This is a genomic window from Paenibacillus sp. MAH-35, assembly GCF_058135425.1.
This window is the reverse complement of sequence record NZ_JBYUPU010000012.1, coordinates 119,125-144,631: the sequence shown is the minus strand read 5'-3', so window position 1 is coordinate 144,631 and position 25,507 is coordinate 119,125. Positions and strand designations below refer to the sequence as shown.

Here is a 25,507-nt window from a genome sequence, read left to right as displayed (position 1 = left end):
AAAAAGTTTACATTTATTAGAAAAGCTTCTAATCGAAGCATTTTCCGCCATGAATGAAACGAACTTAATGATCCTGAATCTTTGGTAAAAAGCTTGCACTCTTTCACCCTTTCAGAGATCCGATCATGGCCCCTTTGACAAAATACTTCTGGATAAACGGATATACGAGGATGATCGGCAAAGCAACAATCATGATGGTTGCATATTTGAGCGATTCCGCCATCAAGATCGTCTCCGTGCTCATCCCTTGCTCCCCCGTGATATCAGCCGTTTGACCAAGCAATACGATCTTTCGCAAAAATAATTGCACAGGATACAGATGTTCGCTCTGCAAATAGATCATCGCCGGAAAATAGCTGTTCCAGTGACCGACGGCATAAAATAAGGCAATCGTTACTAAAGCGGGTTTCGATAACGGCAATAGGATGCGAAGCAAAATATGCATCGACGAAGCGCCATCGATCGTGGCCGCTTCTTCCAACTCTTTGGGCAAGTTTTCAAAGAAAGTCTTCATCAGAATCAAGTTCCACGTACTTACGGCGCCTGGAATCAAGAGCCCCCAATAAGTATCCAACATGCCAAGCGACTTCACGATCAGGAACGTAGGGATCAAGCCGCCTGAAAACACAAGTGTGAACGTAATCATGATCATGAATGGTTTGCGGAATACGAGATTTTTCCTGGAGAGCGGATAAGCCATCAAGGAAGTGAGCAGCATGTTGATTGCCGTACCGACCACCGTATAGAAGATGGTGTTTACGTAACCAATTCTTAGTTCCGGGTAACTTAAAATGGTTTTATAAGCCTTCAAGCTGAAACCGATCGGCCATAAAAAGATTTGATTTTTCAGTACCGCTGTCGGATCGCTGATTGAGGACGAGAAAACGTATACAAAAGGATACAAGGTAACGATCACGACAAACCAAACCAGGATCCGCGAAAGATTGGCAAAGATTCGGTCTCCCCAGCTATCGGCGATTTTCATTGGACGTGCTCCCCACTCGGTTTACCATATACTGGTTTCCGTTACTTTTTTACTGATTTTGTTCGCAGCGAACACGAGAATGAGGCCCACGACGGAATTAAACAAGTCGACCGCTGCAGCGAAGCTGAATTCGCCGGAAATCAATCCTCTGCGGTAAACGTATGTCGACAGCACATCGGCCGTTTCATAGGTGACCGGATTGTATAACAGAATAATGGATTCTGCGCCGACGCTTAGGATATCGCCCAATTGCAAAATGAATAGGATGATGATGACCGGCATAATCCCCGGAAGCGTAACATACCAAACTTTTTTAAGCTTGCTGGCTCCATCTATGGAAGCGGCTTCGTACAGTTCCGGGTTGATCCCTGCAATCGCCGCCAAGTAAATGATCGTACCCCATCCGACCGATTTCCAGATGCCCATGCCGATGAATATCGTTCTGAAGTAATCCGGAATCAGTAGAAACGAAATCGGACTGACGTCAAAGAGACCTAAAAATTTGTTGGCGATCCCGGAGGATGGTGAAAGAAAATTGACCACAAGTCCGGCAATGACAACGGTAGAAATAAAATGCGGTAAAAAACTGATCGTCTGGCTAACCTTTTTGAACCAGGCCTTTCTCAATTCATTGAAAGCAAGCGCTAAAATAATCGGGGCCGGGAAGGCGAATAGGAGTTGATAAATATTAATGAGAAGCGTATTTCGGATCAGCCGCCACATATCCGGCCCTTGAAAAAACTCAATAAAGTACTTGAACCCCACCCACTCGCTCTGAAAAATGCCCTTATACAGATTGTATTTTTGAAAAGCGATAACGACTCCGTACATGGGAGCATACTTAAAAACGAGAAAATAAAGAATTCCGGGAAGCAGCATCAACAAAAGCAAGCGGTCTCTTTTGATTAAACGAAATGTTTGTTTCAACTCATCACCCTCTTCCTGATCGCAACCATTCGCATGCCTTTTTTCGAATCGTGTCGGATCTGTCAACTCTTTGTTAAATTGATCATAAAAGCGGTTTCATTTCGATTCAAGCATTCAATTTCTAATGGGAATTCAAATTCTACATTGTGGCTAACGGTCTCCTTCACAGCCGGTCTTATTTTTCCCGCGATACTCCTTGTTCTACATTTGCATCGCAATAACCCCCAGCATAGTCATACCCACCGGCTTAGCCGGTGGGTATGACTATGCAACTAAAACAACCCCGCTTTGCGGGGTTGTTTATCAAGAAGATATTTCTCTGAATTTCCCGGGTGTCATCCCTTCATGTTTTTTGAAGGTAGTTATAAACGTATTTTTGTTCAAATAGCCGACTTTTTCTCCAATCTCGTCAATATGGAGATTTTTTTCTTTCAGCAACAGCTGTTTGGCATGTTCTATACGCAACCGATTGACATATTGGACGAAATTAACTCCGGTCTGGTCTTTAAAGTAACGGCTCAAATATTTGGGATTCAATTTGAAATGATCGGCAAGTGTGGTCAAAGAAATATCACTGTTATAATGCGACCCGATAAAATGAATCATCTGGTTCTTTAAATCGTTGTTCTTGCTCTCCTTTTTTCCGTACAACGTTTCGATCATATACCGGTAGATGCCAAATACTAAATCCTTCATGCTTTCCAGGCTCGCAATTTCTTTATTCATGTAAATACCTATGACGGCTTCGTCAAACACTTCTTCATTATTGACACTGCTCCTTTGGATGATTTTGTTTGCCGTAGCCATAAGGGTGTTGTAAAGATCATTCAATAACAAATACGTGTTAATGGCCTGCCTGTTTCTATCAATGACTTCATTCAATAACTGCTCGAGTTTGACGTAATCGCCAGAAAGAACGTTTCCAATAATTTGCTGTTCCAGATCGATCGGATAATCTACAAATTTCTGTACGAAAATGATTTCTTTATGTTGAATCAACTGTATCGATTTGTCCAGTTCACGGTAATGTAAAGCGTCCAACGCTTCTTCGTAAGATCGGTTGACGTTCTTTAAATCCTCACACGGCCTTCCAATTCCTAATACGATAGAATATCGGAAGTTTTCCGGCAATTCGGATATTTGCTCTATAGCAGCATGCAAGTTCAGAGCTAGATTATCTTCTGTTTCATAATTCGCAAGAATAGAAATTTGATTTTTGCCAATATTCGTTACCATGCAAGCAATATTCTCTTCCTTGTTCAACGTCTGATTAAACACTTCAATCATACTGCTGTTGAAATTCATTTGTTGGAAGGTGGTGTTTGAAGGATCAGTCATCTCGATCTTGACCGCGATAACCGAAAAGAGCGGATATCTAAAACCTGCTCCAGAGACCGATCTGACCTTTATCCGTTCTTCCGGTATGCCCAGGATCATCGTTTTCGCATAATAATCTTTCAAAAGAGTAATATGTTCCGTTTCGCTTTGCATCAAATGTTGATTCCGCTCTGTTATGTAATGAATGTGGTTCGAGATCAACTCGAATTCGCTTAATTTTTTCTCCTTGTTCCAATCCGCCTCGGACTTATCGAATTGGAACGAACTCACAATTTCTCCAATAGGCTTATATAAGTTTTTGGCCAGAAATATGGACAGCATCACGCCTACGCTTAATAGGAATAAACTGGTGATCACCATCCAAATTCGCAAAAAGAAAACCGGTTTAAAAATATGTGCCGCCGAAGAAAACGTGATATATTTCCAATCCATCACATTAGAGTGGAACTGCGATACGAAGAAATTGTTAAATCGAGCCGTATTGGCAGAACTTTCAACCTCAGTCTCATTCAAAAATTGCTGCAATTTCCGTTCCGACAATGGTACATTCATATGGTTCGTATTCGATTCGATGATCGGCTGTAGCTGATCGTTTAAGATGTAAAATCCGGTTTGAGAGTTCGACGGATTCACAGAATTCATCATGGATAGCAATTTTTCCTCGTTAATTAAGACGACACTAGTCCCTCTGATCTCATTGTTGTAGAGGGGGAACGACAATAAAACAACGATATACCGTTTGCCTGACCCAGATCCATCCGTCATCTTGAAAGTGCCCAGATCCTGAAAGACATTTCGATCTTGCAATTTCTGCAGCAGTTGCTCCTGCTCGTTTGATTCTGGTTTATACACGTAGTCGAAGAAATAATCCGGGTAATATAAACCCGATTCCGTAATAATCCAATTCCTATCCTTATAGAAAACGTATACATCATCAATAAAAGTTTGCGTGCCCTTGATGCGATTTAACGTTTTGGATACGTCAAGCAATTTCGTTGGGTTGCCGGAATCGACATCAACAGTCAACGAAACTTGATACAAGGTTTGCCTGACTTCTTCCATTTTTTGCTCAATGTTGACATAAACATGCTGTAACAATAGATCGTTGTTTTTTTTAACTTCCTCCTGAAGCGCATTCGAGAAAAGAAAATAGGCCAGACTTCCGAAGATAAGAAGCGGGAACAAAATCAATATAATAAATGAACTTAACAGCTTGAAAAAAACACTGCTCGTATTCGGAAAACGCATGTGCAGCCGTCTGTTTTTCATTTTGGTGCGCCTCCTGGAAAAACCGACTCTTCTCATCTGGTGCCAATATAGAATATGGCTGCACACGAAGTCAATACCATTTTTCCGAAAATATATGCTTCTCTAATTACTATGAATATTCCGAATGTAATAAAACTTAGGAACGTCAAGAGTCTGGGGCGATTCATCCCCGGTCTTTCTATGTTAATCAGCATCCTCACCACTAAACCCTTACATCCTTGAACTAATAGAGCAAAGCAGCCCACCCTTGGACGAGGATGGACTGTTTATTTCGTTTCATGGGTATCCGTTTTCCAAATCAAAGTACTTGTTATGACCAAAGCACGGCTATTTGCATTGTTCTCTAGTCGAGCCCTTCGTTTCCTGTGTTATCGAGTCAAAACCCTTAAACGACTTCCATCCAATAGCGGTTCACTGCTCTCTACGATCACAGATTCTTGCTTGAACAATCCTGCGCTGACCGCAACTACGTGAAGGATAAGATATAGCCGATACGCTGCTAGTCTCAAACAGTGCTATTCATAAAGATCATGAAAATCTTAGTTCATACAGGGCAGTCCGCCCCTTATAGTTATAACGGTTCCTTGCAGCGGGCATGTTACTGACTTGTAAACTTTTTGTGTCCGAATAGAGAGAAATTAGACTAACCTTAGAAATTGGAACAGCGACAGCCAAGAGGAGAAGAAAGGCCTAGACTGTCGCTGTTCCATTGAATTAACTTTCTCCGTTAGCGGAGCCCCCCTGAGACTTGCCACTGTCGTCGGCATTCGGCTGTTGCTGCCGGAGCTTGGCCAACAGATCGTAACGTTCGCGAATCTTCTGAACTTTATTGTTCCATACGAACGAGGATCCGGTTATGAATATGAGTACTTGTCCAAATACGGCAAAGAATATATGTTCTTACCAAGCTTTTACCGTCTTCCCGTGTTCAAAACGATCCATAAGAAAAGTAAGTATTCTATCTGCTGCATATTCAGGTGTTTTTAGATTTTTATTATTTGCTGTAGTAACGTGCATTTCAGTATCGACCATACCTAGTCTAACAGCCATGATTTTTACATCGTTCACTTCGATTCCAATACTTTTAGTGAATGTTTCTAAACCGGATTTAGATGTGGAATAGCAACTTCCACCTGAGGTCAAATTGAAAGATGACCCCGAAGAAACATTTAAAATTCTTTTTTCGACATTTAATTGTTTCGAATACTTTATGAAACTTGAAGTTAAAATCATTGGTGAAACCAAATTATTATTCATCAACTTGGCTATTAAACTTGAGTCTGTGTCCTCTATAAGTGGATTAAAGTAAATTGCCGCATTATTGATTAGATACAATGAATTAACGTTAGAACTTATCTTCTTGAAAATATTTTTCATTAATCTATCAATGTCTGCAACATGGTTTAAATCAAATTCGAAATAGTCCTAAACCATCTGCTTTTCGGAATTTGCCAAAGAGATAAGTGCATCATTCTTTTTTCTCGAGACACAAATAAGATGATGATTATCTGATATCAGTTTTTTTCCGATGGCTTCACCTATTCCATGTGAAGCGCCTGTTAATATAAAACAATTCACTTCTATCGCCCCATACGTTACTAATTCGGTTTCACTATATATTCGAGATAGCTCCTAAGGTTCCTGCCCGTTCGTATTAAGAGGTTCGCCAGATCTTCTGGTCGACCACTTTTTACCTTGAATGGACAAATGTAATGAGCCTCTGGGCAAACGAATTCAAAAAATCAATAAAAAACTCAAAGACAGCCGATCGTCGTTTTGACGGTGCCTTCGAGTTTTTATTGATTCGTTTGTTGTATGCATTTTTTAACAACGTTGTCATTGTAAAAATTGCATTATTTCACTGCAAACAGCCGGTTTATGGCTGGCAGGCTGACAATGCCGGAATAGTGGTACACTTGGCTCGCCATTTGATCGCCGTCCGATATATGTGTCGGCTGCTCAATTACGAAATCGGCAAAATCGGGAGCATTGAAGGCAACGTATGCCAAACTGATCGCATCCACTGTCCGTTCGCAATTGGCAGACAGATCCATTAGTAAAACCGGTCCCGTATCGACCTGATACATATTTTTGCGGTCATGAATATTCATCGTCTTAACGGGATACTCCATAATCGTCCTCAACCCGAACTCGGCGTTGTACAGTTCTGTCTGCGCCACAAGCGGAACGGCTTCGTGGGTTGCCTTACGGATATCCTCATTCGACTCCAGCAGCATGCAGTATTCCGGTTCTTTCAGCTTGTACAGTTGTCCCCCCCACATGTCGGCTGCTTCCGGACATGTTTTATAGTTTGGATTCAGGTAAGCTTTGCGTCTGTACACAATTCCGTATTGCGGACCGAAAACCGGAGTAAAATCGTAGTTGTCACTGTAAAACAAATGGCTGGGAGCAAATGTGTCCTCCGATTTGCATGAACCGCACTGATAGTAATCCTCCGTTCGTCCCGTCTTCTCGTCTATCACGCGCAAGCGCGATTCGACCCAAAAGCGCACCGAGTTTTCCGGGTTACATCCAGAAATGAAAGAAAGACCGTAATGTATGGGTTTCATATGATTCCTCCTGACTTCGTAAAGTGCATTCGTTTAGGGTATTTTCTATATTATAATCTGGTCTGACCAATAAAATAAAAAAATGATCCGCCAATCTTTTTTTCTCTTTGACAGTCATAAGACTTCTACATTCAGCGGGCATGGTCGACCTATTCCGACGCCGTCATCGTCCGACAAAGTCCCGCGATCAAGCAAATAAACGGAAAGCGCTTTCGCCATTTGATATCCGAACGAGGCCGATAATTTCCAGCAACGGCAACCACTCATGCACGAAGGAACAGTTCATTTTCAACCCTTCAGCAACAGCCCTCCTTTCGCAAGCATGTTACATGTTTTGAACCAATTTAGATCATGGTCCAACCAGAATATCAATAATCTTGAACACATTTTACATGGCAACATGATATACGTCAACTCTAATTTCACTAATTCAGCGCATTTCCAAATAAGATAAAGCCTGCTTGGAGACGACACTTGGAAAAACAACAGGTATATGTACCACATCATAAAAAAACCTTGATACACTAGACAGTCCCCATACGGCATCCGACTTTCCGATTATCATTGTGAAAAGAACGAGAGAAAGAGCCCAGCCTGCAGCCGATGAAATCAGACGGCTGCCGCCGGGCTCTAGCATTCTAATTTACATGGTGGAGCAGCCGTTTCATAATTGCGGCTGCTTGCGCTCTTGTCGCATGGCCAAGTGAATCAAAGAAATCCGGTTCGGTTCCGAGAATGAGCCCTGTTTCGATGCACAGAGCAACGGCTTCCCGAGCCCATTCGCTGATCGCTCCGCGATCTGAGAACTTCTGCAGCAAGTTGATCTTGGCTTCCGCTCCCTTGATTTTGTAGAGGTGTGCGTAGGCTCGCCAAACCATGACGGCCATCTGCTCCCTCGTAATTAGCGCGTTAGGCTCGAAACGTTCCGGCGTGACGCCGTTTATTAACCCGGCCTCGGCTGCCGCTCTCACATTGGCGCTATACCAAGCTTCATTGCTTACATCTTCAAAGCTACCGCCGCTGCTGCCGGGCGATGCCTCCAAACCGAGCGCTCTCACGAGCATAGTGGCGAATTCGGCTCGTGAAATCGTCTGATCGGGCAGGAACGATCCGGGCGCAGCCCCGTTAACGAGAAGCCGCTGTCCCATCCAGCCTATGTCGGCCGCTCCCCAATGACCTGCGATATCTGCGAACGGGTTCTTATAGGCCATCACCGCGTAAGTGCCGGAAGATTGTACTTCTATCGTCGCGGAACTGCCGCTTTCGTTTGTTTGGCCCCATACGTACGTCCAGGTAGGATTCTCCCCGTTCAGACGGTATATCGCTTCCTGGCGAACCGCGTTTACCGGAAGCTGTAAAATAATCGGATGCGCAGACGTAATCGCAAGGGCGGTCGTTTCTTTCCCTTGATTCACTTCAAGTATTACGACTATCGCATGCCCGACCGGGTTCAAGGCGTTCCCGCTCTGACTTGCGGCGGCTTCAAAGGCCGCCTTCTCCTCCAAGGCTGGCGCTGCTCCGAAGCCGAACGAGATTGATGCGCCCGATGGAACTTGTGCGGCTTCTATCATTTCCCACGGTAACAAGGCTTGCAGCGTCTTTGTTTTGAAAATGATTTCCGCTTTGCTGTTTTTCAGCTTTTCCAACACGTTTGCCGGCAGCTGGAGCACGTACTCGTCTGCTTGCCCGGTTACATCGACAGTCAACTGCTTTTTGCCGTCAGCGCTTGTTTGCAACGCTTTAGCAATCGCGTCGCTTTGCAGTGTACTGCGCAGCCCCGATCCGCCGTTCCGGGCGGTGAACGGCTCCGCTTTGGTCAAAGCCGGCTCTGCCGGTATGTAGCCTCCCTGATTCGAGCTTCCCGGTGTACGTTTTACGCGGACCGAGTACGTCATCTTCGTCGTTCCGTCTGCCGCCGTCACAACTACCTCAATTAGACCGCTTGCCGGAATCGTTACCGTTTGGACCGCTCCGCTCACTACGGCTGCCCCATTAATCGTCAAACCTTGTGCCTTCGAACTGCTGGCAGTAGCCGTCACTTGCAGCGTCGTGACGCTGGAGCTTACTTCTACTTCATATGCCAACTTGGCTGGGTCAAATGCTGGTGCAAGAGTACCCGGCGTTACCGCGAGTCCAGACAATGCCGCGTCTCGATCAGGTTCGTTTGAACGGGATATGCCGATCGAGTACTCCCGAACAGTTGCGCCGTCTTCGGCGATGACGCGCACCGCGATTTCGCCATTATCCGGGATGATCACCGTTTTCGGCACGCCGCTCACCGACTCGACTCCGTCGATAACGAGCTTCGCTTTCGGATGAGCTGTCGTTGCGGTAATGCTCACTTGCTCCGCTGTCAACGGTACCGATGTTGAATAGCTCAGCTTTTCGGGATCGAAGGCAGGCGACAGCATGCCCTCCTCGATGCTAAGCGAATTCAGCCGCGCTTCATCCGACAATACGTTTCTTGAGGCTTGCAATGACTTTTCCACCGCCCCGTTGCCTGCGGCATCGAATACCGCTCCCGGCAATACGGTCAATGTCCCGCCGCCACCCATCGGTTCGGTCAATGTGATCAAGATCGTCCTGGAGTCGCCTACATTAACGCTTTTCACTACAGAAGCAATAAGATCGCTGCTGGCGTTCCATGTAAACTTCGCTGAATCAACCGCGGCAGCCAAGTTCTCGTCGAACGTAAGACGAACGATCCGGCCTTCCGCCTCGACGCTTGCGCTTATGGCCTCCGGTCCGCGTTCGTCGCGCAACCGGACCGCAAACGCGCCGGTAAACCCTTCATTCATCCAAACGCCCGAGTAGCTTTGGAAATAGTTCGGATTCACCTTCACTGTATACCCATCACCGACGGTAACCGCCGCTTTCGGCGTAAATCTTGCGACTCGCGACAAATCGGCTCCGTCAGGATCGGCTGGATTGTTGACTGGACTAACAAAGGCAACAGTGCCTTCTATCGCCCTGCCATCCGGTCCCGTTACGGTTACTGCTTGCGAAGGGATAGCCCATTCTTGAACCTTAACATATTTCGTAAACTCGATATCCACATAGCTGCCTCCGGCATAGGTCACACCGGTAACCGTCTGCACCTTCGGTGCCTCCCACGATACGAGTCCGGCGTTCACCTCGGTATGAGGCGGTGGAACGTCCAGTTCCGCACTCGTCTGCGTCGCGTATCCGGCTTTCTCCCAAACGACCTTCCATTTGCCTTCCGGCACATCCCAGCCGTACTTGCCGCGGTCATCGGTTTGATGCGGATTCACTTGCTCGTACGGTCTCGCATCCCACACGGTCCATTGCTTGCTGTCCGGATCTAGGTAAAGAACGGTCGCTTTTACGCCGCTCAGACGATTTTCTGGCACGGCTTCATAAATATATCCGCTCGGGTCGTAAATCCAGCGCGGACGCGCGATTTTATACCGTTTCCGCTTGCTGGGGTCGACATCTTCTTTAAGACACTGGTTATAGCCGGTGCCGATCGCGTCGATCTGCTGGTCGACGTAACCGTCGATTTTCGCTCCGATTGCAGCTGAAGTGCCAGCCGCGGCTATCGCTCCCGGACCTGAAAGTCCCATTGCCGCGGTCCATGCACCGAGTCCGAACTTGGCTACCTCGCCGCCGACAAGCGATACTAACGCTTTGCCTGCCTGTTTGGCCGTGCGCGGCAGCTCGGCGAGGCAATCGAGACCGCCCGCTTGAACTTTGTAAGTAATTTTATTGACTTTTTCGGCGAATCCCTTCATGCCGTCGTATTGGCTTTTGACCGAATTGAATGTGCCGAACTTATCGCCATCCGGCCCAAACTGCACATAGGACTCCGTTACAACGGCAGCAAAAACGGGATCCGCGTCAAACACCTTTACGCCGCCAAGCGAAGCTTTCATTTCCGCAGGCAAACCTTGCGGAAACAGCACGCTCATGGGCATATAGCCCTTCGAAACGGTATTGAACCCGTCCTCCGTTTCCGTAAGCGTGAAGGAGCTGTTATACATGGGTACCCCGGAACGTTCGGCTAGCGCGATCTCCTCGCTGGTCGCCGAATAATTCGCATTCGGCTCCAATCGAAGGGTTACGGTCATCGTCATGTTGTCGAGCTGCGGGAAGGTCAGCTTCACCGTACCTGAATATTTGCCGTCCTTCAGCTCAAACGGAGACGTTACCTCTGCCTTAAAATCGCGCATCGTGAGCGGCAGCGACGCCCGCACTTCATCCATCGTCGGAGATTTGCCGTCCAATTGGAGCGGCTCCGGCTTCGACTCGAAATCGACGTAAATATTACCAAGCGCTCCCTTATTCGTAGGTGCAAACGCCCGGAACACCCCTCCGTCCCGAACGGCCTTGACCGGTTCGCCTGCCTGACCGTCCAAATAGACGTATGCGTTCTCGACTTTGTCCGGCTTATCGAACTTCAGCTCGAACTGGAACGGATTGCCCGGCACGACGGTGTAAAAAGGATTCGATATGCCGTTCTTGGTATCTATCGTGATCCATTTGCCTTCCGGGGCCTGCGCCATAGCCATCTCCAGCAGCCGCGGCTTCTTCGTATCATAATTGACATAGGAAACCAAAGACTGCAGCTTGAGGCCGTTTGCTTCCACTTCGGCGCGCAGGGCGTGCATGCCGGGATCACCTAAATCCAGCAGCTCCACCTGGAGCACCCAATATCCGTTGCTTGCCGCCGTCGTGCTCCCCAGCAGCTGCCCGCCATCATATATCTTCACTACGCTTTGCTTCGGCGCCACTCCGCTGACCGCGAGCTGCGGCTGATATACGCGTTCGGGCGCCTCGATCGTAACCAACGGGGCATCCAGCAAGACGGTACCGATCGTCTCCTCCACCTGCTTCCCGCCGATCGTAGCACGAATGCGGGCGGAAGACTTCGTCGAGGTTTGGTTAAACGTCGGATCGGCTTTAATTTGGAAGCCAACCGTACCGGACTGTTTCTTTGCCAGCAAACCGATCTTGACCGAAAGCGTCTGGCCGTCGAGAGCCGCCTCTCCGTCCTGCGGAAGTCCGCTCACGACCAGGCGGCCTGTGCCGTCTTTAACTACTGCCGTACCCTCCGGTATATCGAAAAGCAGCGTCACGTTCTCCGCTTCGGAAGCGTCTCCGTTCTTATATCCGGCTTTAAACGTTACCGTTTCGCCCGGTGCAATTCGACTGTTCAAAACGTCGTACGTATTGCCGCTGTAGTTTGCGAAAACGTTCCTTTCGCTAAAGTTGACCGTCCCGATCGATAATATTTGTTTGTCCGCCACCGTAAACTGAACATTCGCATAGTGGTATTGGATCGGGCGCTCCTCCGTACGTCTCGACAGCTCCATAACGTAGGCGCCGGCTTCGGGCACGTTGATGTTAAATTTCCCGTCCGAATGGACGTTGTCTTCTCCGAAGTATGTCGATTGCGATGTGCGTCTCCCGTTTTCCATTTTATATAGCCAACCGGAAACGAAGCCTTGGCCGGCCGGAGCAAGCTGCCCTTGAATGCGCGCGCCTTTTTCCTCCAAATACAGCTTAGCCGTAGCGTTAGCGTTCGAATCGAGCGTCACTTGCGTGCAGGTTGTCATGTACGCCGGCACGGTTCCGGTCACGCAAACGGAAACTTGATCGCCGGGCGACCCATGAAATTGATACGCATTCTGAAAATATCCCGTCATCCATCTATGCTGCGTTTCCAGCCGGGTCAGCATGCCCATCTGCTCCATGTCGACAGGCTCCCCGTATTCGGTATCCTCGAGATATTTCAGCCGCACCTCCAGATTGATGACGCCCCGGCTAGGCTGAAAAACGGGAATATCCACCACGGTCGTCTGGCCTTCCGTCACCTGAGCGGCAACCGAACCGTTCGTGCTGTATTCATAGGACGATTCGTATGCTTCGAGCCTGGCCTCGCCTTTCAGCAGGGACAGCACATACTCGCCGTCCAGATTCGTCCACGCCTTGCGTACGATTTGCTGTCCTCGGTATGTCTGGGTCGACGTAACAAGCGCGTTGCTGACAAACTCCCCGTTCGGCGATTTGACGCGGCCGCGCACGATCCCTTCGTCCGGCGCCTTCAACCGGATCGTTTGCTCATTCGCTCCCGGCTTCAGCAACACTTCTTGATTCGGCACCGGCTCCATCAGAAGCTCGCCGATATCGAACTTAGCGACGACCTGGTCTCCGGCTTTCAAGTTTTCCATCCATCCGCTCCAGCCATCGCTGCCGCTGCTGTCGGAAAAGGGATATTGCTGCTGTGGGCCTGATAGTTCCATACGGACGCCGGATACAGGCATTCCCGTAGGATCGACGACCTGGAACCGGATCTTGGCCGGCTGTTCGATGTTCATGTCAACCTTCTTGCGTTTTCCCGCCTCTGTCTGTACCTGCTCCAGCTTCCCCCACATATGACGGTAATCCGGTGAACGAAGAATGAACGAATAATCTCTGCCCGGATACAGCCCGTTTACGGCAAAAGAGTCCGATTCGGGCAACTGATAAACTTGCTCCACGTATTGTCCATTCATGACAGACAGCACACTGCCTGCGAGACTGGAGTCGCCACGGTTAACAAACCCAAGCACGATCGTCCCCGCGACTTGGATCGGCAGCCCGTCGGCTTGCTTCCCCTTCACTTCAGACGGCTTAGCCGGGTCGGTCAGCTTCACGGTTAAGGAAGTAAGCTGGCTGACTCCGTCCGGGAGCGCCCAGTCCGCACCATAAGTTCCGGGTGAAGCAGCTCGTTCGTCAAGTGTCAGCTCCGCTTTTCGCGTCTCCTGGGAGGCTTCATCCTTCCATGCCGTATATTCCAGCTCGGCCGCAGCCCGCTTCCCGGGCTCCCCGACTGCAGTAACGCTTAGCTTGCTGCCTGGCAAAACCATTCCGAAGCGCATGTTATCGGCATCCCAAGAAACCCTCAGCGTACCGCCCGGATTTTCTCCGCCATGGCCGAGCTTGTGAGTCGGACCGCCGAAACTTTCGATGTACTCCGCATTTACGGCTTCGACTTGAAAAACATGCTCTGCCATGGGTATTAGCCCCGTTGCCGTGAACGTGTAGCCGCCCTCTCCAGCGAACGGAGCATAGCCTATATTTTCGCCGTCTTTATAGACGTGGTAGCCTAGGATGCCTGCCGCATCCGATGCGTTTTGCCAGCTCAGCGTGACCGTCGTGTCCGTCCGGTTCGTCGCTTCCAGCTTGCTGCCGGCCGGCCATGACGGGGCTGACCCGAGCGCGGCGATGAAGATGCCGGGAAACGGGTCTTCTTCCGTCGAACCGCCAAACGTTTCTAAATAGTCCGAGCTGTATACGACGAGCTTTCCACCGCTGCCGATCGCCGGAGACATGCTCGGACCGACCAGACGGTAAGGCGCGTTTTGCACCGTGATCTTATAAGCAGCTTGTGCCGCAACGTCGGCGACATAAGCCTCCTCTGGAATATCGTTTTCTCCATCTACGTATAGGGAGTCCAGATGAAAACCGACATAACGCCCGTCGTCGCTGATCGACGGACTTAAGCTATCGCGGGTAAAAGGGATGCCGCCCAAACCGAGCGAGACTCGAACGATCGAGGCTGCGGTCCGATTGTAGACGAAAATATTTTTCGTATCCTCCCCATTCGTAGTGCCGTCCACCAAATTCGTCGCATAGGATTCGAATGCGATCGTTAAACCGTCCGAGCTGATCGAGGGTATTGTACTTGGACCGTCCGCTTCCTCCCCGCTAGTCCCGACACTGATCCGTTCGAATGGAGAACCGCCTCCTCCCAGACGATCATATACGTAAATGTCGCTCTGGCCGATATGCGGACTTTGACCCGTCAGGTTGGCCTCCGACTGAAATGCGATATAACGGCCATCGCCGCTAATCGACGGTGCTTCGCTGCTGCCGCTATCGAGATCCTGCATGCCGGCACGCGAGCTGATCCTTGTAAGCGAATTTCCCGCTCGGTTATAGAGGAACACGTCGCGATACTCGTCGTTATCATCCGGCACTAATCCCTTAGCATCGGAATCGAAGACGACATAATTGCCATTATCGCTGATGCTGACCCGGTTGCTTTCTCCGGAGGAATCCGAAGTTTCAAATGGTTCCGTTATCGGAATCAGCCTTCGTTCTTCCCGATCGAATAAATAAACTTGCAGCTTTGGATTCATGGAGTAGCGTTCGGTAGCATACGTAAAAGCCACGTAACGGGCATCTGCGCTCATGTCAAAATAAAGCATTTCATCGCTTAGGGAAGCGGCTGGAACCTGGATATCGTCCATGATGCCCGTTACTCGATCGTAGACGGTAATAACCGGTTTGACCGACACCGGATTATTTGCCAACAGCATTCGTTTGAAACCGATGAACTGTCCGCTGCCGCTTAGTTTGAACTGCTGAAAGTCAGGCTGATAAATCAAAGGAATCATACCCCGATTCAGCTTAGTCAGCACGTTCCATGTGAGCGGCGGTGCTGGGACTGCCGCTGCTTTAGGCTTAACCGGCTTAATGCCGTAAACCGCATTCATCACCGCATTGGCGACCAGTTTACCGAGCGGATCTTGGTCCGCCGGCACCGCTGCCGCCGACACAACTCCTAGCTCCGGCACCATTAACGCAACGGCCAGCAATAATGCGGTCATTTTTCTCCATAAACGTTTTCCGATTCGACTCATCGACTCGCAGCTCCTCATCTCCTGATACATAATGTATTTTATGGATACATCATGTATCAGTATAGCGAAGACACCATGCCGCCCATAGTGACGTTAGCACTACAAATTCTGCATGATTTTGCGTACAAGCCAAGGTCTTTGGACCTGATTATGAGAAGCGAAAGACCCCGCCTTTCGAAAGCCTAGAAGAAGATCTCTTACCTTATTCACGCTAGAGACGATTATTTCGGGAGTTGCCGGCTGGCTGCTTTTTGTCCTACCATCTTAGGATACCGTGCCGGCGGCATCGATCCAGGCGGTGCCGTTCCACCAGATCGGTTTGCCAAGCGTACTGTCAAACCACGACATATGAATGTACCTGCCTGTTACGGGTCTCTCCGATGAAGGACCATACATGGATGCCTCAGAATAAGAAGGTACAAACTCGCCATCCGCCACACTATAGTGGGACTGAATCCCGTTCAACACCTGTTTTCCGACAACGCTCGATATTGCCGGGAGTGAACAGTTCGTGCATTTGACAGGAAGATGCACGTAACCCGACATGACGTTTCGATCAAGCACGATGCCGGAAAAAACGGACCACCCCATGTTATTGCTGGTCATCCCGATCGCCGCATTCATATTGTTAGACGAACCGCCAATGATATTGCCTATGATGATCAGGTTGCGAGACACTTGTTGTAAAGTTAACGCAGTTATCGAAATCCCTCTTGAAAAATTGCTTAGTGCCGTAGGAGAATGGATTCGATTGTCTAGAAGATAACACCACTGGCTTGCGTACATCGTAATTCCGCTTCCGCCTTGAGCGTTTCCAAACCGGTAATATGGTTGTTTTGCACAGTTGCATAAGAAACGGTGTGGAGCTGGATTCCCATCCCCGATCCGCTAATTCGATTTTCCCGGACAAATAGGGGCACATTGCATTATCGAGATGAATGCCGATCGTATTGGATACGGGATTGCCCTCGACAAACCCGTTCTCGTATACGTCGTTATCCGCAATTACAATATCGGAGTACTTGCCGCCAGCGGAATTATTTATCTCCTTGACCAGCAGTCCTTTGGAAGAGGCAGGCGCCGTCCGATGATTATTTCGATAAATTGTAAATCCTGCCGTCAAACCTTTAATGACCTGACGAATACCCCGCTCGATCACCAAACTTCGGCTTTCTGCTTATCCTTGTTAAGTTAACGGTCAGGATGCCTTTATTGCTTTTGTTGCATAAGAAGGGATTATTATCCTCAATTGCGAATGTTGATTTATATAAATTTGTTACGGAGCTGATATTAAAATGAATCATAAAATTGCTGACCTACATATTCACTCTTTATTTTCCGATGGAACATTGTCTCCCGAAGAAATTATAGCTATAGCAGTAGAGAAAGGGTTAGGTTTAATAGCGATTACTGACCACAATGTGCTAGAAGGTTCAAGAGAAATACAAAAGCTAAATGATAAAAAAGAACTATTGTTAATATCTGGTGTAGAACTGGACGCATTAGAGAGGGGAAAAAATCTGCATATATTGGGTTATGGAATGGATTTAACTAATGAAAGGTTCAGAGAATTTACTGAAAAAAACAGATTCCCTGCAGCCAAACTCTCAAATCTTCTCTCAATTTTACTTGAATTAAATTTTCAATTTCCATCTTTAAAACCCTCAGTACCAAGTAACATTTTTTAGAATGAATTACTGTTTATTTGAAATCACATTATCAAGAAACTTATCTGCGTCACTATTAAACTTCCAAGAAACTCCGAACTGATCAACCAGCATTCCAAAGCACGAAGACCAAGGAGTATTGGATAAAGGCATTACAACATGACCGCCAACAGACAGACGTTTAAAGTATTCTTCCAATGTTTGTTTATCATCAATGACTAGACTAATAAGTACATGATTTCCTTTCACCAGTTCCCCTGTTACCGACATCATGGAAGGCAAAATATCCGACATCATGATTCTCCCGCCCGCAAATTCTACCGAAGACTCCATGATCATATTTAACTCATTTTCCGGTAATGTATAGTTTGGATCTTGCGGGAAATCCTTAAATTTTACTTTTTTAACTTCCTTCGCATTTAAAGCCTTCGAATAAAAATCAATCGCTTGTTCTGCAACTCCATCGAAGTTTAAATAGACAATAGCTGACATAAAGTAATTCCTCCTTTTTGTTATATAATGAAGTATAATGCATGAGAGGTGACAGCTGTATGTCACCTTTTATAAATAAGTACAAAAAAAGTGGTGCAACTATGGAGAAGGTTGAGAGATTAATATCGATCATCATGATATTGCTGAAAAAGGATGTCGTTTCAACAAAAGAATTCACACAAATATTTAACGTTTCCAAAAGAACGATTCTTCGTGATATGGAAACACTGAGTTTATCGAACATCCCCATCTATTCTGTCAACGGAGTTCATGGTGGCTACGGTATTATGGATGAATACAAGTTTGATAAACGTCTTTTAAGCAGCTCTGACTTAGAAAATATATTAACGGCGCTCGGCGGATTGGAACAAATTCTAATTAGCGAAGAAGTTGAAGTCACTATAAAAAAAATAGAAGCAATGGTTAGCCCATTGTCTTTGAAAGGTTCAATCCAACTATCATTTTATGATTGGGAGGGTCGGTCTGAAATTCGTCAAACCTTGAAGAAGTGTCAAGAAGCAGTATTAGCCAGAAGGTTAATTTCATTTGATTATATTGATAAAAATGGAATGAATACGAATAGAATTGTCGAGCCATACCAGCTTCACTTTAGCGAAACGAGCTGGTATTTGAAAGGATTCTGTTTACATCGTATGAGATATCGAACATTTAAATTATCTCGGATCGATAATCTTACTATGGATGAAAAAACTTATAATCCTAGAGATTACTTATTTGAACAGGAAGATGAAGCAAGTTATCAACCGGAACTAATCGCTGTAAGAGCGTTGATTACACCCAGCATAAAAGATCATTTCATTGAAAGGTATGGTCGAAAGAGTATTGAAATTTATAATGCTGAACTTTTCTTGGCAACAATCCACGTTCCTCAAACCAGTATCGGATTTCAATTTTTAGCAAGTTTCGGAACGAACCTAAAAATCGTAGAGCCCCAATCCTATGTTGAAGAATTTCGAAATTATTTACTAAAAATGGTGGATAAATATTCATAAAGAAACGAATGCTCTCGACAGAAGAAGCGCCCTAGAAACGGGCGCTTTTGGCTCTGGAGGCAGACGAGCTATTTTATTCCAATGCGGTTACCAAATCTTTGATCCAAGGCAGCGCTTTTAGCGGCTCGACTAGGAACTCCTGGCCGGGAACGGCGCGAACCGTGCATAAATATCCCGCTTTGCCGTTTACGAGGGCCGAGCATTCCTTACAGGCATTGGCGGATCGGCAAGAATAACGGACCGACAAAGAAGGATCGCGATGCTCGCGAATCCAAAAAATAGCATCCAGCAAACTCATTCCGTCCCGGAAGGGCACTTCATAGCGTTCCACCACGGAACCGCTCTGCTGATCGCCCCGTACTACTTGCAGCGTGACGGTGGACATCGTCCATCCCCCCTTTATGGATTCGTGCCTTGCAGCACATTCGGTTGAATCTCCCACTGCCGGCGATCGTTCCAGCGAAATGTATAGCTGACCGGCTGTTCGTTCGTTTCCTCATAATCGAGCCGGACATGCGCCCCTCGGGATTCTTTGCGTTCCAGGGCGCCAAGGATGATCGCCTCTCCCGCCTGCAGCATATGGGCGGCTTCAACCTTTTCGACCAGAGGCAGCACGTACGTCGATTGCAGCGCAAGTGCGATTTGCTCCAATTCTTCGCGTAAAACGCGGATTTCGCCCAGCGCTTGAAGCAAGCCGGCTTCGGTCCGCAGCGGTCCTGCCCCTTTCCACATGACATGCTGGAGTTTGCGTTTGAACGCTTGCAGAGAAGACTGGTCGCGGCCCGACGGTTGCGGATGCCAGAACTGTTCAAGGCGGTTCATCTCTTTAGCGAGCGCTTCGTCCACGACAGCCTGCTTGGACGGTTCGCCGGAGTGTGCGGCCGCTTCCCGAGCAGCCGTCTCTCCCGCAATCCGTCCGGTTACGAGCGCTTCGGTTATCGCGTTGCCGGACAAACGGTTCGCGCCATGCATGCCATAGATCAGTTCGCCTGCCGCAAGCAGGCCCGGCACCCGGGTACGCATCCGTTCGTCGACACACACGCCCCCCAGCATAAAATGCGCCATCGGCGCCACTTCCACCAGATCCTTGGTCAAGTCGACATTTTGGCTGCGCAATATATCGATAACCGGTCCGAACGCTTCCTTCAGCTTTTGTTCCGGTACCATGCGGAAATCGAGATAAGCTCCGCTATGCGGCGTCCCGCGTCCTTCCTCCACCTCGCGGAAAATAGCGAGCGTCGTCTGGTCGCGGGTCGCCGTATAGTGGCCGGACACTTCGCCGTTGTACCGGTCCATAAACTCTTCCTCGTTGCCGTTCAGCAGACGGCCGCCTAATTTGTACCGGAACGGGTCCCACATTATCGGATCGATGCCGACTAACGGCGGGAATAAGTGGGCGATCGGGAAAAATTGCACCATTTCCATATCGCGCAGCTCCGCGCCCGCTTCCGCCGCCAGCATATAGCCGTCCCCCGTCATATTGGCGGAGGCGCTATTACGCTCGTACACTTCCGTCAATCCGCCGGTCGCTAATATGACCGAAGAAACCGCGATACTCACGGGACGGTACTGCTCGATATCGAACCCAACCGCGCCAACTGCCCGGCCATCATCGTCGACGACCATGTTTGTGACCATGACGTTTTTGTAACGTCGAATGTTCTCCTCTTTCCAAATCGCTTTCTTCAGCCCTGCCGCCGTCGCCCCGCCGGTGTTTAATATATCGACGTATACGCAGCGGGATTTGGAATGGCCGGGGGCAAAAGCTTGCGACCGTTTCCCATCGGTTGTTCTCGCCCAGTTGACGCCATACTTTTCGGTTTCCATAATCACTTCAGGGCCGCGTTCAACGATGGCCCTTACGATAGCCGGGTCCGCAAGTCCGCGGCTGCCCTTCATCGTATCTTCAAAATGAATCTCGGTATTGTCGTCGTCGGCCTCGCCCAGCGCGACGGCAACGGTCATCTGGGCAAGAATCGTCGCGCCTCCGCGGCCGATCAAGCTTTTGTCTATAAGCAGCACCCGGGCTCCTTCATCTGCCGCAGCTCTGGCCGCCATCATTCCGGCCGCGCCCGATCCTACGATAAGTACATCCGCCTGCAGTTGTAAAGGCTCCATGCCATCCTTCTCCTTCCACTTAGAGGTTTTAACGGAATAACGCACCTTATCCGCTGACGCGCGTAGGGCCCGGAGTTCACAGGTCTCCGTCGAGCTAGCGTCGTCAGCCAGGGGGCGGTGCTTCCGTTAACTCTCCTTGCCGTTTATAACTTCCGTTTCCCGGCACCGGCCGCTTGTACAAGCACCCCGGCTTGCTCCAAGGAACGGCGGATGCGTTCGGCAAATGAGACCGCGTGCGCCCCGTCGCCGTGAATGCATATCGTATCGGCTTGAATCGGAACGTCGATTTGCTGCTGGGACAAAACTTTGCCTTCCTTGACCATCCGGACGACTTGGTCGACCGATTGCTGTTCGTCGGTGATGAGCGCATTCGGCAGTCGGCGGGAAGTAAGCGCCCCGTCCTCCTGATAAGTCCGGTCGGAGAACACTTCGCTAGCCGTCTGGAGACCGGCCTTCCGGCCCGCCCGGATCAGCTCGCTGTTCGCGAGACCGAATAAAATCAGCTCGGGATCAATGCGGTACACCGCTTCCGCAATCGCTTCGGCCAGTCCCCTATTGCGGGCCGCCATATTGTACAGCGAGCCGTGCGCTTTCACATGCTGGAGCTTCGCGCCTTCCGCCCGCACAAAACCCGATAACGCGCCGATTTGATAAACGACGATATCGTAAGCTTCCTCAGGCGATATATCCATATCCCGGCGGCCGAAGCCGATCAGATCCTGCAGCCCGGGATGGGCGCCCAGCGCGACGCCGTGCTCCAAGGCCAGTTTGACGGTACGGCGCATCGTGGCCGGATCGCCGGCATGGAAGCCGCAAGCGATGTTGGCGGAAGTGACATGCCGCAGCACTTCGGCGTCTCTGCCCATCGAATAAGCTCCGAAGCTTTCTCCCATATCGCAGTTCAAATCTACTATGTGCATCATTCTCTCCCTTTCCCGATCGATAGGATCGCCCCGTCATGAACGGGCCATTTGCTCCATTCCGCGGCGGAGCGTGTTTATAGCCTGCTCCTGCTGAACGTATTTTTGCTGAGCTGTCCTCAGCGATACGAGCCGGAAGCTTACTTTTCCGCCCAGATTCGCCTGCGCGAGCAGCGGTAAATCGGCCGAGATAACCTGCGCAATTTTGGAATAGCCGCCTGTTGTCTGATGATCCGCCATCAACACGATCGGATTGCCGTCAGGAGGCACTTGGACGGTTCCGAAGGTCACGGCGGACGAGATCATCTCCCGCTGCTCCCGCAGCAGGAGCGGACTTCCCTTAAGCCGGTACCCCATCCGGTCGGACTGCGGCAATACGGTAAACGGTTCATGAAAAAACCGATGCCGGCTTTTCTCGTCGAACAGCTCGTATTCTTGTCCGGCTATCGCTTGAACGGTCGGTTCGGGCCCATAGGGCGGAATCAGATCATGCGATACCGACCAAGGACTCATCGTGCAGCCGTCTTCGTCCTCATACCCGCTTACTACATGCAGCAGCCGTTTGTTCAGGGAAGAAGGCGCTCTAAAGGCGATTCGGTCTCCTGATTCCAAAGCTCTGCCTAAGTACCCGCCGAGCCTTGCGCGCAAGTAGGTCGAACGGCTATTCATTTCCGAAGGGACATCGAGCCCGCCGCCAATAGCGACATACGCCCGGCAGCCCTGACGGGCTTTACCGAATGTCAGACAGCTCCCTGCCGGCACCATGATGGTTTTCCAGAGTGGAACCGATTTGTCGTCCAACTCCGGGGACAAGTCCGCGCCGCAAATGGAGATCAGCGCCGTACGCTCGAATACCAGTTCGGGACCGAGGATCGTGATCTCCAGACCCGCTTCGCCTTCTTCATTGCCGACGAGCAGATTGGCAATGCGCAGCGCCTGCCGGTCTGCCGCCCCGCTTACGATAACGCCGTACTTTTGCGCCCCGTACCGCCCCAAATCCTGAACGGTTGTTAATAAGCCGGGTCTTCCTACAAGCAAGCTCATCGTCGAGGCTCCTCCCACCGGTCATACTCTGTCCGGGAAATGCGGCGGAAGCGGACAATATCCCCTGCCTCCAGCCTGGTAGGCGGTGTCTGCCCGGGAAGGAACAACGGCATCGGCGTTTTCCCGATCAATTGCCAGCCTCCGGGAGTTTCGATCGGATAAACGCCCGTCTGACTGCCGGCTATCCCTACCGAGCCCGCCGGTATCGACAGCCTCGGCGTTTCGCGCCTCGGAGCAGCGATTTGGCCGGGCATGCCGCCCAAATAAGCGAAGCCCGGAGCAAATCCCAGCATATAAACGAGATAATCGGCAGACGTATGAATGGCGATCACCTCTTCTGCGGTCATTCCTGCATGAGCCGCTACCGCCTCCAGATCCGGCCCGAACTCGTCACCGTAACAGACCGGAATTTCTACTACTCTGGCAGGCCGATCACACGTCGTCTCCAGCTGATTGACGATATCGCTCAGAAGCGCTTCCGCAATGGCAAACGGGAAATCCCGGTTTTCAGGAGCGACGAGCCCGGCGTGCTTATCGATCAGCGTCAGCGCATCGTAGTACACGGTGACGGAAGTAAATGCGGGTACGTACTCGATCAAGCCGGCGAACGGCCGATCTTCCAAAAAAGCCGTTAGCTGCCTGACGCGCTGATGCGTCTTCGGCGTGATGGCGTCGCCCCACTGAACGACAATAGCCATATCTCCAAGCGGTACGATCCGCACGCCCTCCGGCAGCTTCTCCTGCAAGCCCATCATGCTAACATTTGCACCTCGCAATAAGTAAACCGTAAACGGAATGCTGATGAAGATTTCAAATAATAAATTCCGTATTTCGGTTTATGAAGTCCGAAATACGGAAACAAGCAAGTATGCGATCATTATAATGCAAGATGATCTAATTTGTACATGATGCAAGCAAAAAGTTCAAGTTTTACACTTTCGCTCCGAGCTCCTCGATCTCCTCGTTTTCGACATCGTGGCCGACGGGCTCCCATTTAATGAGCAAGGTGGCAATCAATCCGAGAAACGGAACAATCGCGAGCAGCAACAACGTGTTATGCAGCCCTACGGCCGCCAACACAACCGGGAACAGGAAAAAGCCGAGAATGCTGCCCACGCGCGTCGCGCCTTGTCCGAAGCCGGCTCCGATTCCACGTAATTCGGTCGGATAAGACAGCGTCGCCATCGTCATCCCTTGCGACCCCGGACCGAACGCATGACCGAATATAAACGCAGCCAGCAGAACTACCGAAATGCCGATATACGTATTGCCCAACAGCCCCATGCAAAGCAAGCCGATAACTGCCACGATATAACCGACAATGGACAACTTGCGAACCCCCCAGCGGGTATTCAGCGAAGATCCCAGAAACCCTCCAAACGCCCCGAACAAGTTAAAGACGATCGTCCCGGTAATCGCGTAGATGACTCCTTTTCCGAAAAGGATGGTTGAAATCGTCGGAATATAAAAGCCGACGGCAAAGTATTCCATGCTTTGCGTAAACGTGATGATCGACGCAAGCAGCGTGCGCATCCTGTATTTGCCGCGGAAAATAGCCGTATAGGGCACTTTTTTCTTACCTGCTGTCGCGCTGCCCTTCGCCTCGGGGTGGACCACTACTTCCATGTTATACGTTTTGCGGATGACTTTGGCGCTTTCCTCAACCGACAAATAATTCGCCGCCCACAGCGGGCTCTCGTTCATGTAAAAATAACGCAGGAACAATACGATAAGGGCAAAAACGCCGCCAAGACCGACAGACCATCTCCATATATATTCATGCTGGTCCAGCAAATAAAAAGGAAGTGCGATCAAGCCCGTAGCCGAAGCGGCGCAAAACCAGAGCGGGCACCATAACGTGACGTTTGAGCCTTTTTTCTTCATGTTGCTATACTCCGCGATAAAGCTGAGCGCGATCGGGATATCCAGACCGACGCCGATCCCCATCAAAAAACGGAAAATGACAAGGGTGGCAAAGTTGGGCGCGAGCGCCGCTCCGAATGCGGCGAACACCATAAGGAACAAATCGATCATAAACATTTTGTTCCGGCCGAACTTATCGGTGTAATACCCGCCAAAAACAGCGCCGAAGAGCGATCCGACCGCCATGATAGCCGTTAAGCTACCGAGCTCTACGGAGGACAGATCGAACTGTTCTTGCAACTGCGCCGTGCCAATGCCGATGCTTGTAAAATCGTAAGCGTCGACAAACACGCCGGCCAGTGCCAGTAAAATAATTTTAAATCCAGACCGGCTTACTGGATTACTGTTGACAAAATCGATAATATCCCGCCGGCTCCTGACCTGTAAAACTTGAGTGCCCATCCTCTTACCACCGCCTCCTTGGTATATTCCATGAATGAAATTCCGAATATCGGAATTTAAAATCCGAAATTCAATCCCGATATATACGATCATTATAGTTGGTTTTGATCAAAAAGCAAGCTCTTTTTTCCATGTCATCCAAGCCCATAATCGAAAGCTCCCCCTCGTTCCATGAGATTTCTGCCATATTT

At 49.3% G+C, this 25,507-nt stretch carries 16 protein-coding genes and 1 pseudogene; 2 read left to right on the top strand and 15 right to left on the bottom strand.

What is annotated here, in order from left to right:
• Positions 1–103: 103 nt before the first annotated feature.
• The 8 genes and pseudogenes from AC3Y2E_RS15660 to AC3Y2E_RS15625 form a co-directional block, all read right to left on the bottom strand.
• Positions 104–985 carry a carbohydrate ABC transporter permease gene (locus AC3Y2E_RS15660; protein ID WP_379211823.1) on the bottom strand — a complete coding sequence of 294 codons (882 nt, stop codon included), beginning with the start codon at positions 983–985 and terminating at the stop codon, positions 104–106.
• A gap of 21 nt (positions 986–1,006) precedes the next feature.
• Entirely contained in the window at positions 1,007–1,864 is an 858-nt protein-coding gene (locus tag AC3Y2E_RS15655; protein WP_379211960.1) for an ABC transporter permease, read from the bottom strand.
• A 351-nt stretch (positions 1,865–2,215) separates the two neighbouring features.
• Positions 2,216–4,519: a helix-turn-helix domain-containing protein gene (locus AC3Y2E_RS15650; protein ID WP_379211821.1), complete on the bottom strand. Its 2,304-nt coding sequence runs from the start codon at positions 4,517–4,519 to the stop codon at positions 2,216–2,218.
• Positions 4,520–5,419: 900 nt separating this feature from the next.
• Positions 5,420–5,929: pseudogene (locus AC3Y2E_RS15645) on the bottom strand (SDR family NAD(P)-dependent oxidoreductase); the annotation flags it as partial.
• 443 nt (positions 5,930–6,372) lie between these two features.
• The gene (locus AC3Y2E_RS15640) at positions 6,373–7,089 is read right to left on the bottom strand and encodes a hypothetical protein (protein ID WP_379211819.1); all 717 of its coding nucleotides are present in this window, start codon (positions 7,087–7,089) and stop codon (positions 6,373–6,375) included.
• Positions 7,090–7,727: 638 nt separating this feature from the next.
• Positions 7,728–15,737 (bottom strand): cadherin-like beta sandwich domain-containing protein, encoded by an 8,010-nt coding sequence (locus AC3Y2E_RS15635; protein ID WP_379211817.1) that lies wholly within the window; start codon positions 15,735–15,737, stop codon positions 7,728–7,730.
• A 264-nt stretch (positions 15,738–16,001) separates the two neighbouring features.
• On the bottom strand, positions 16,002–16,343 hold the full coding sequence (locus tag AC3Y2E_RS15630) for a hypothetical protein (protein ID WP_379211814.1): 342 nt from the start codon (positions 16,341–16,343) through the stop codon (positions 16,002–16,004).
• Positions 16,344–16,365: 22 nt separating this feature from the next.
• Positions 16,366–16,899, bottom strand: a complete 534-nt coding sequence (locus tag AC3Y2E_RS15625) for a hypothetical protein (protein WP_379211812.1) — start codon at positions 16,897–16,899, stop codon at positions 16,366–16,368.
• Positions 16,900–17,032: 133 nt separating this feature from the next.
• Between AC3Y2E_RS15625 and AC3Y2E_RS15620 the strand changes: the two genes are divergently transcribed.
• On the top strand, positions 17,033–17,425 hold the full coding sequence (locus tag AC3Y2E_RS15620; RefSeq protein WP_379211810.1) for a PHP domain-containing protein: 393 nt from the start codon (positions 17,033–17,035) through the stop codon (positions 17,423–17,425).
• 6 nt (positions 17,426–17,431) lie between these two features.
• Here the strand turns inward: AC3Y2E_RS15620 and AC3Y2E_RS15615 are convergent, their stop codons facing one another.
• Positions 17,432–17,896, bottom strand: coding sequence for a VOC family protein (locus AC3Y2E_RS15615; protein ID WP_379211807.1), 465 nt, complete (start codon positions 17,894–17,896; stop codon positions 17,432–17,434).
• 101 nt (positions 17,897–17,997) lie between these two features.
• On the opposite strand from AC3Y2E_RS15615, the gene AC3Y2E_RS15610 reads away from it, so the two are divergent.
• The gene (locus AC3Y2E_RS15610) at positions 17,998–18,909 is read left to right on the top strand and encodes a helix-turn-helix transcriptional regulator (protein ID WP_379211958.1); all 912 of its coding nucleotides are present in this window, start codon (positions 17,998–18,000) and stop codon (positions 18,907–18,909) included.
• A 73-nt stretch (positions 18,910–18,982) separates the two neighbouring features.
• On the opposite strand, the gene AC3Y2E_RS15605 is transcribed toward AC3Y2E_RS15610, so the two are convergent.
• The 6 genes from AC3Y2E_RS15605 to AC3Y2E_RS15580 form a co-directional block, all read right to left on the bottom strand.
• The gene (locus tag AC3Y2E_RS15605) at positions 18,983–19,294 is read right to left on the bottom strand and encodes a 2Fe-2S iron-sulfur cluster-binding protein (protein ID WP_379211805.1); all 312 of its coding nucleotides are present in this window, start codon (positions 19,292–19,294) and stop codon (positions 18,983–18,985) included.
• A 14-nt stretch (positions 19,295–19,308) separates the two neighbouring features.
• Positions 19,309–21,027, bottom strand: a complete 1,719-nt coding sequence (locus AC3Y2E_RS15600) for an FAD-binding protein (protein ID WP_379211803.1) — start codon at positions 21,025–21,027, stop codon at positions 19,309–19,311.
• A 143-nt stretch (positions 21,028–21,170) separates the two neighbouring features.
• Positions 21,171–21,947: a LamB/YcsF family protein gene (locus AC3Y2E_RS15595; protein ID WP_379211956.1), complete on the bottom strand. Its 777-nt coding sequence runs from the start codon at positions 21,945–21,947 to the stop codon at positions 21,171–21,173.
• A gap of 36 nt (positions 21,948–21,983) precedes the next feature.
• Positions 21,984–22,991, bottom strand: a complete 1,008-nt coding sequence (locus AC3Y2E_RS15590) for a 5-oxoprolinase subunit C family protein (protein WP_379211801.1) — start codon at positions 22,989–22,991, stop codon at positions 21,984–21,986.
• The gene (gene pxpB / locus AC3Y2E_RS15585; RefSeq protein ID WP_379211799.1) at positions 22,988–23,746 is read right to left on the bottom strand and encodes a 5-oxoprolinase subunit PxpB; all 759 of its coding nucleotides are present in this window, start codon (positions 23,744–23,746) and stop codon (positions 22,988–22,990) included. Before pxpB ends, AC3Y2E_RS15590 begins: the two co-directional genes overlap by 4 nt.
• Positions 23,747–23,921: 175 nt before the next feature.
• Positions 23,922–25,316 carry an MFS transporter gene (locus tag AC3Y2E_RS15580; RefSeq protein ID WP_379211797.1) on the bottom strand — a complete coding sequence of 465 codons (1,395 nt, stop codon included), beginning with the start codon at positions 25,314–25,316 and terminating at the stop codon, positions 23,922–23,924.
• Positions 25,317–25,507 lie beyond the last annotated feature (191 nt).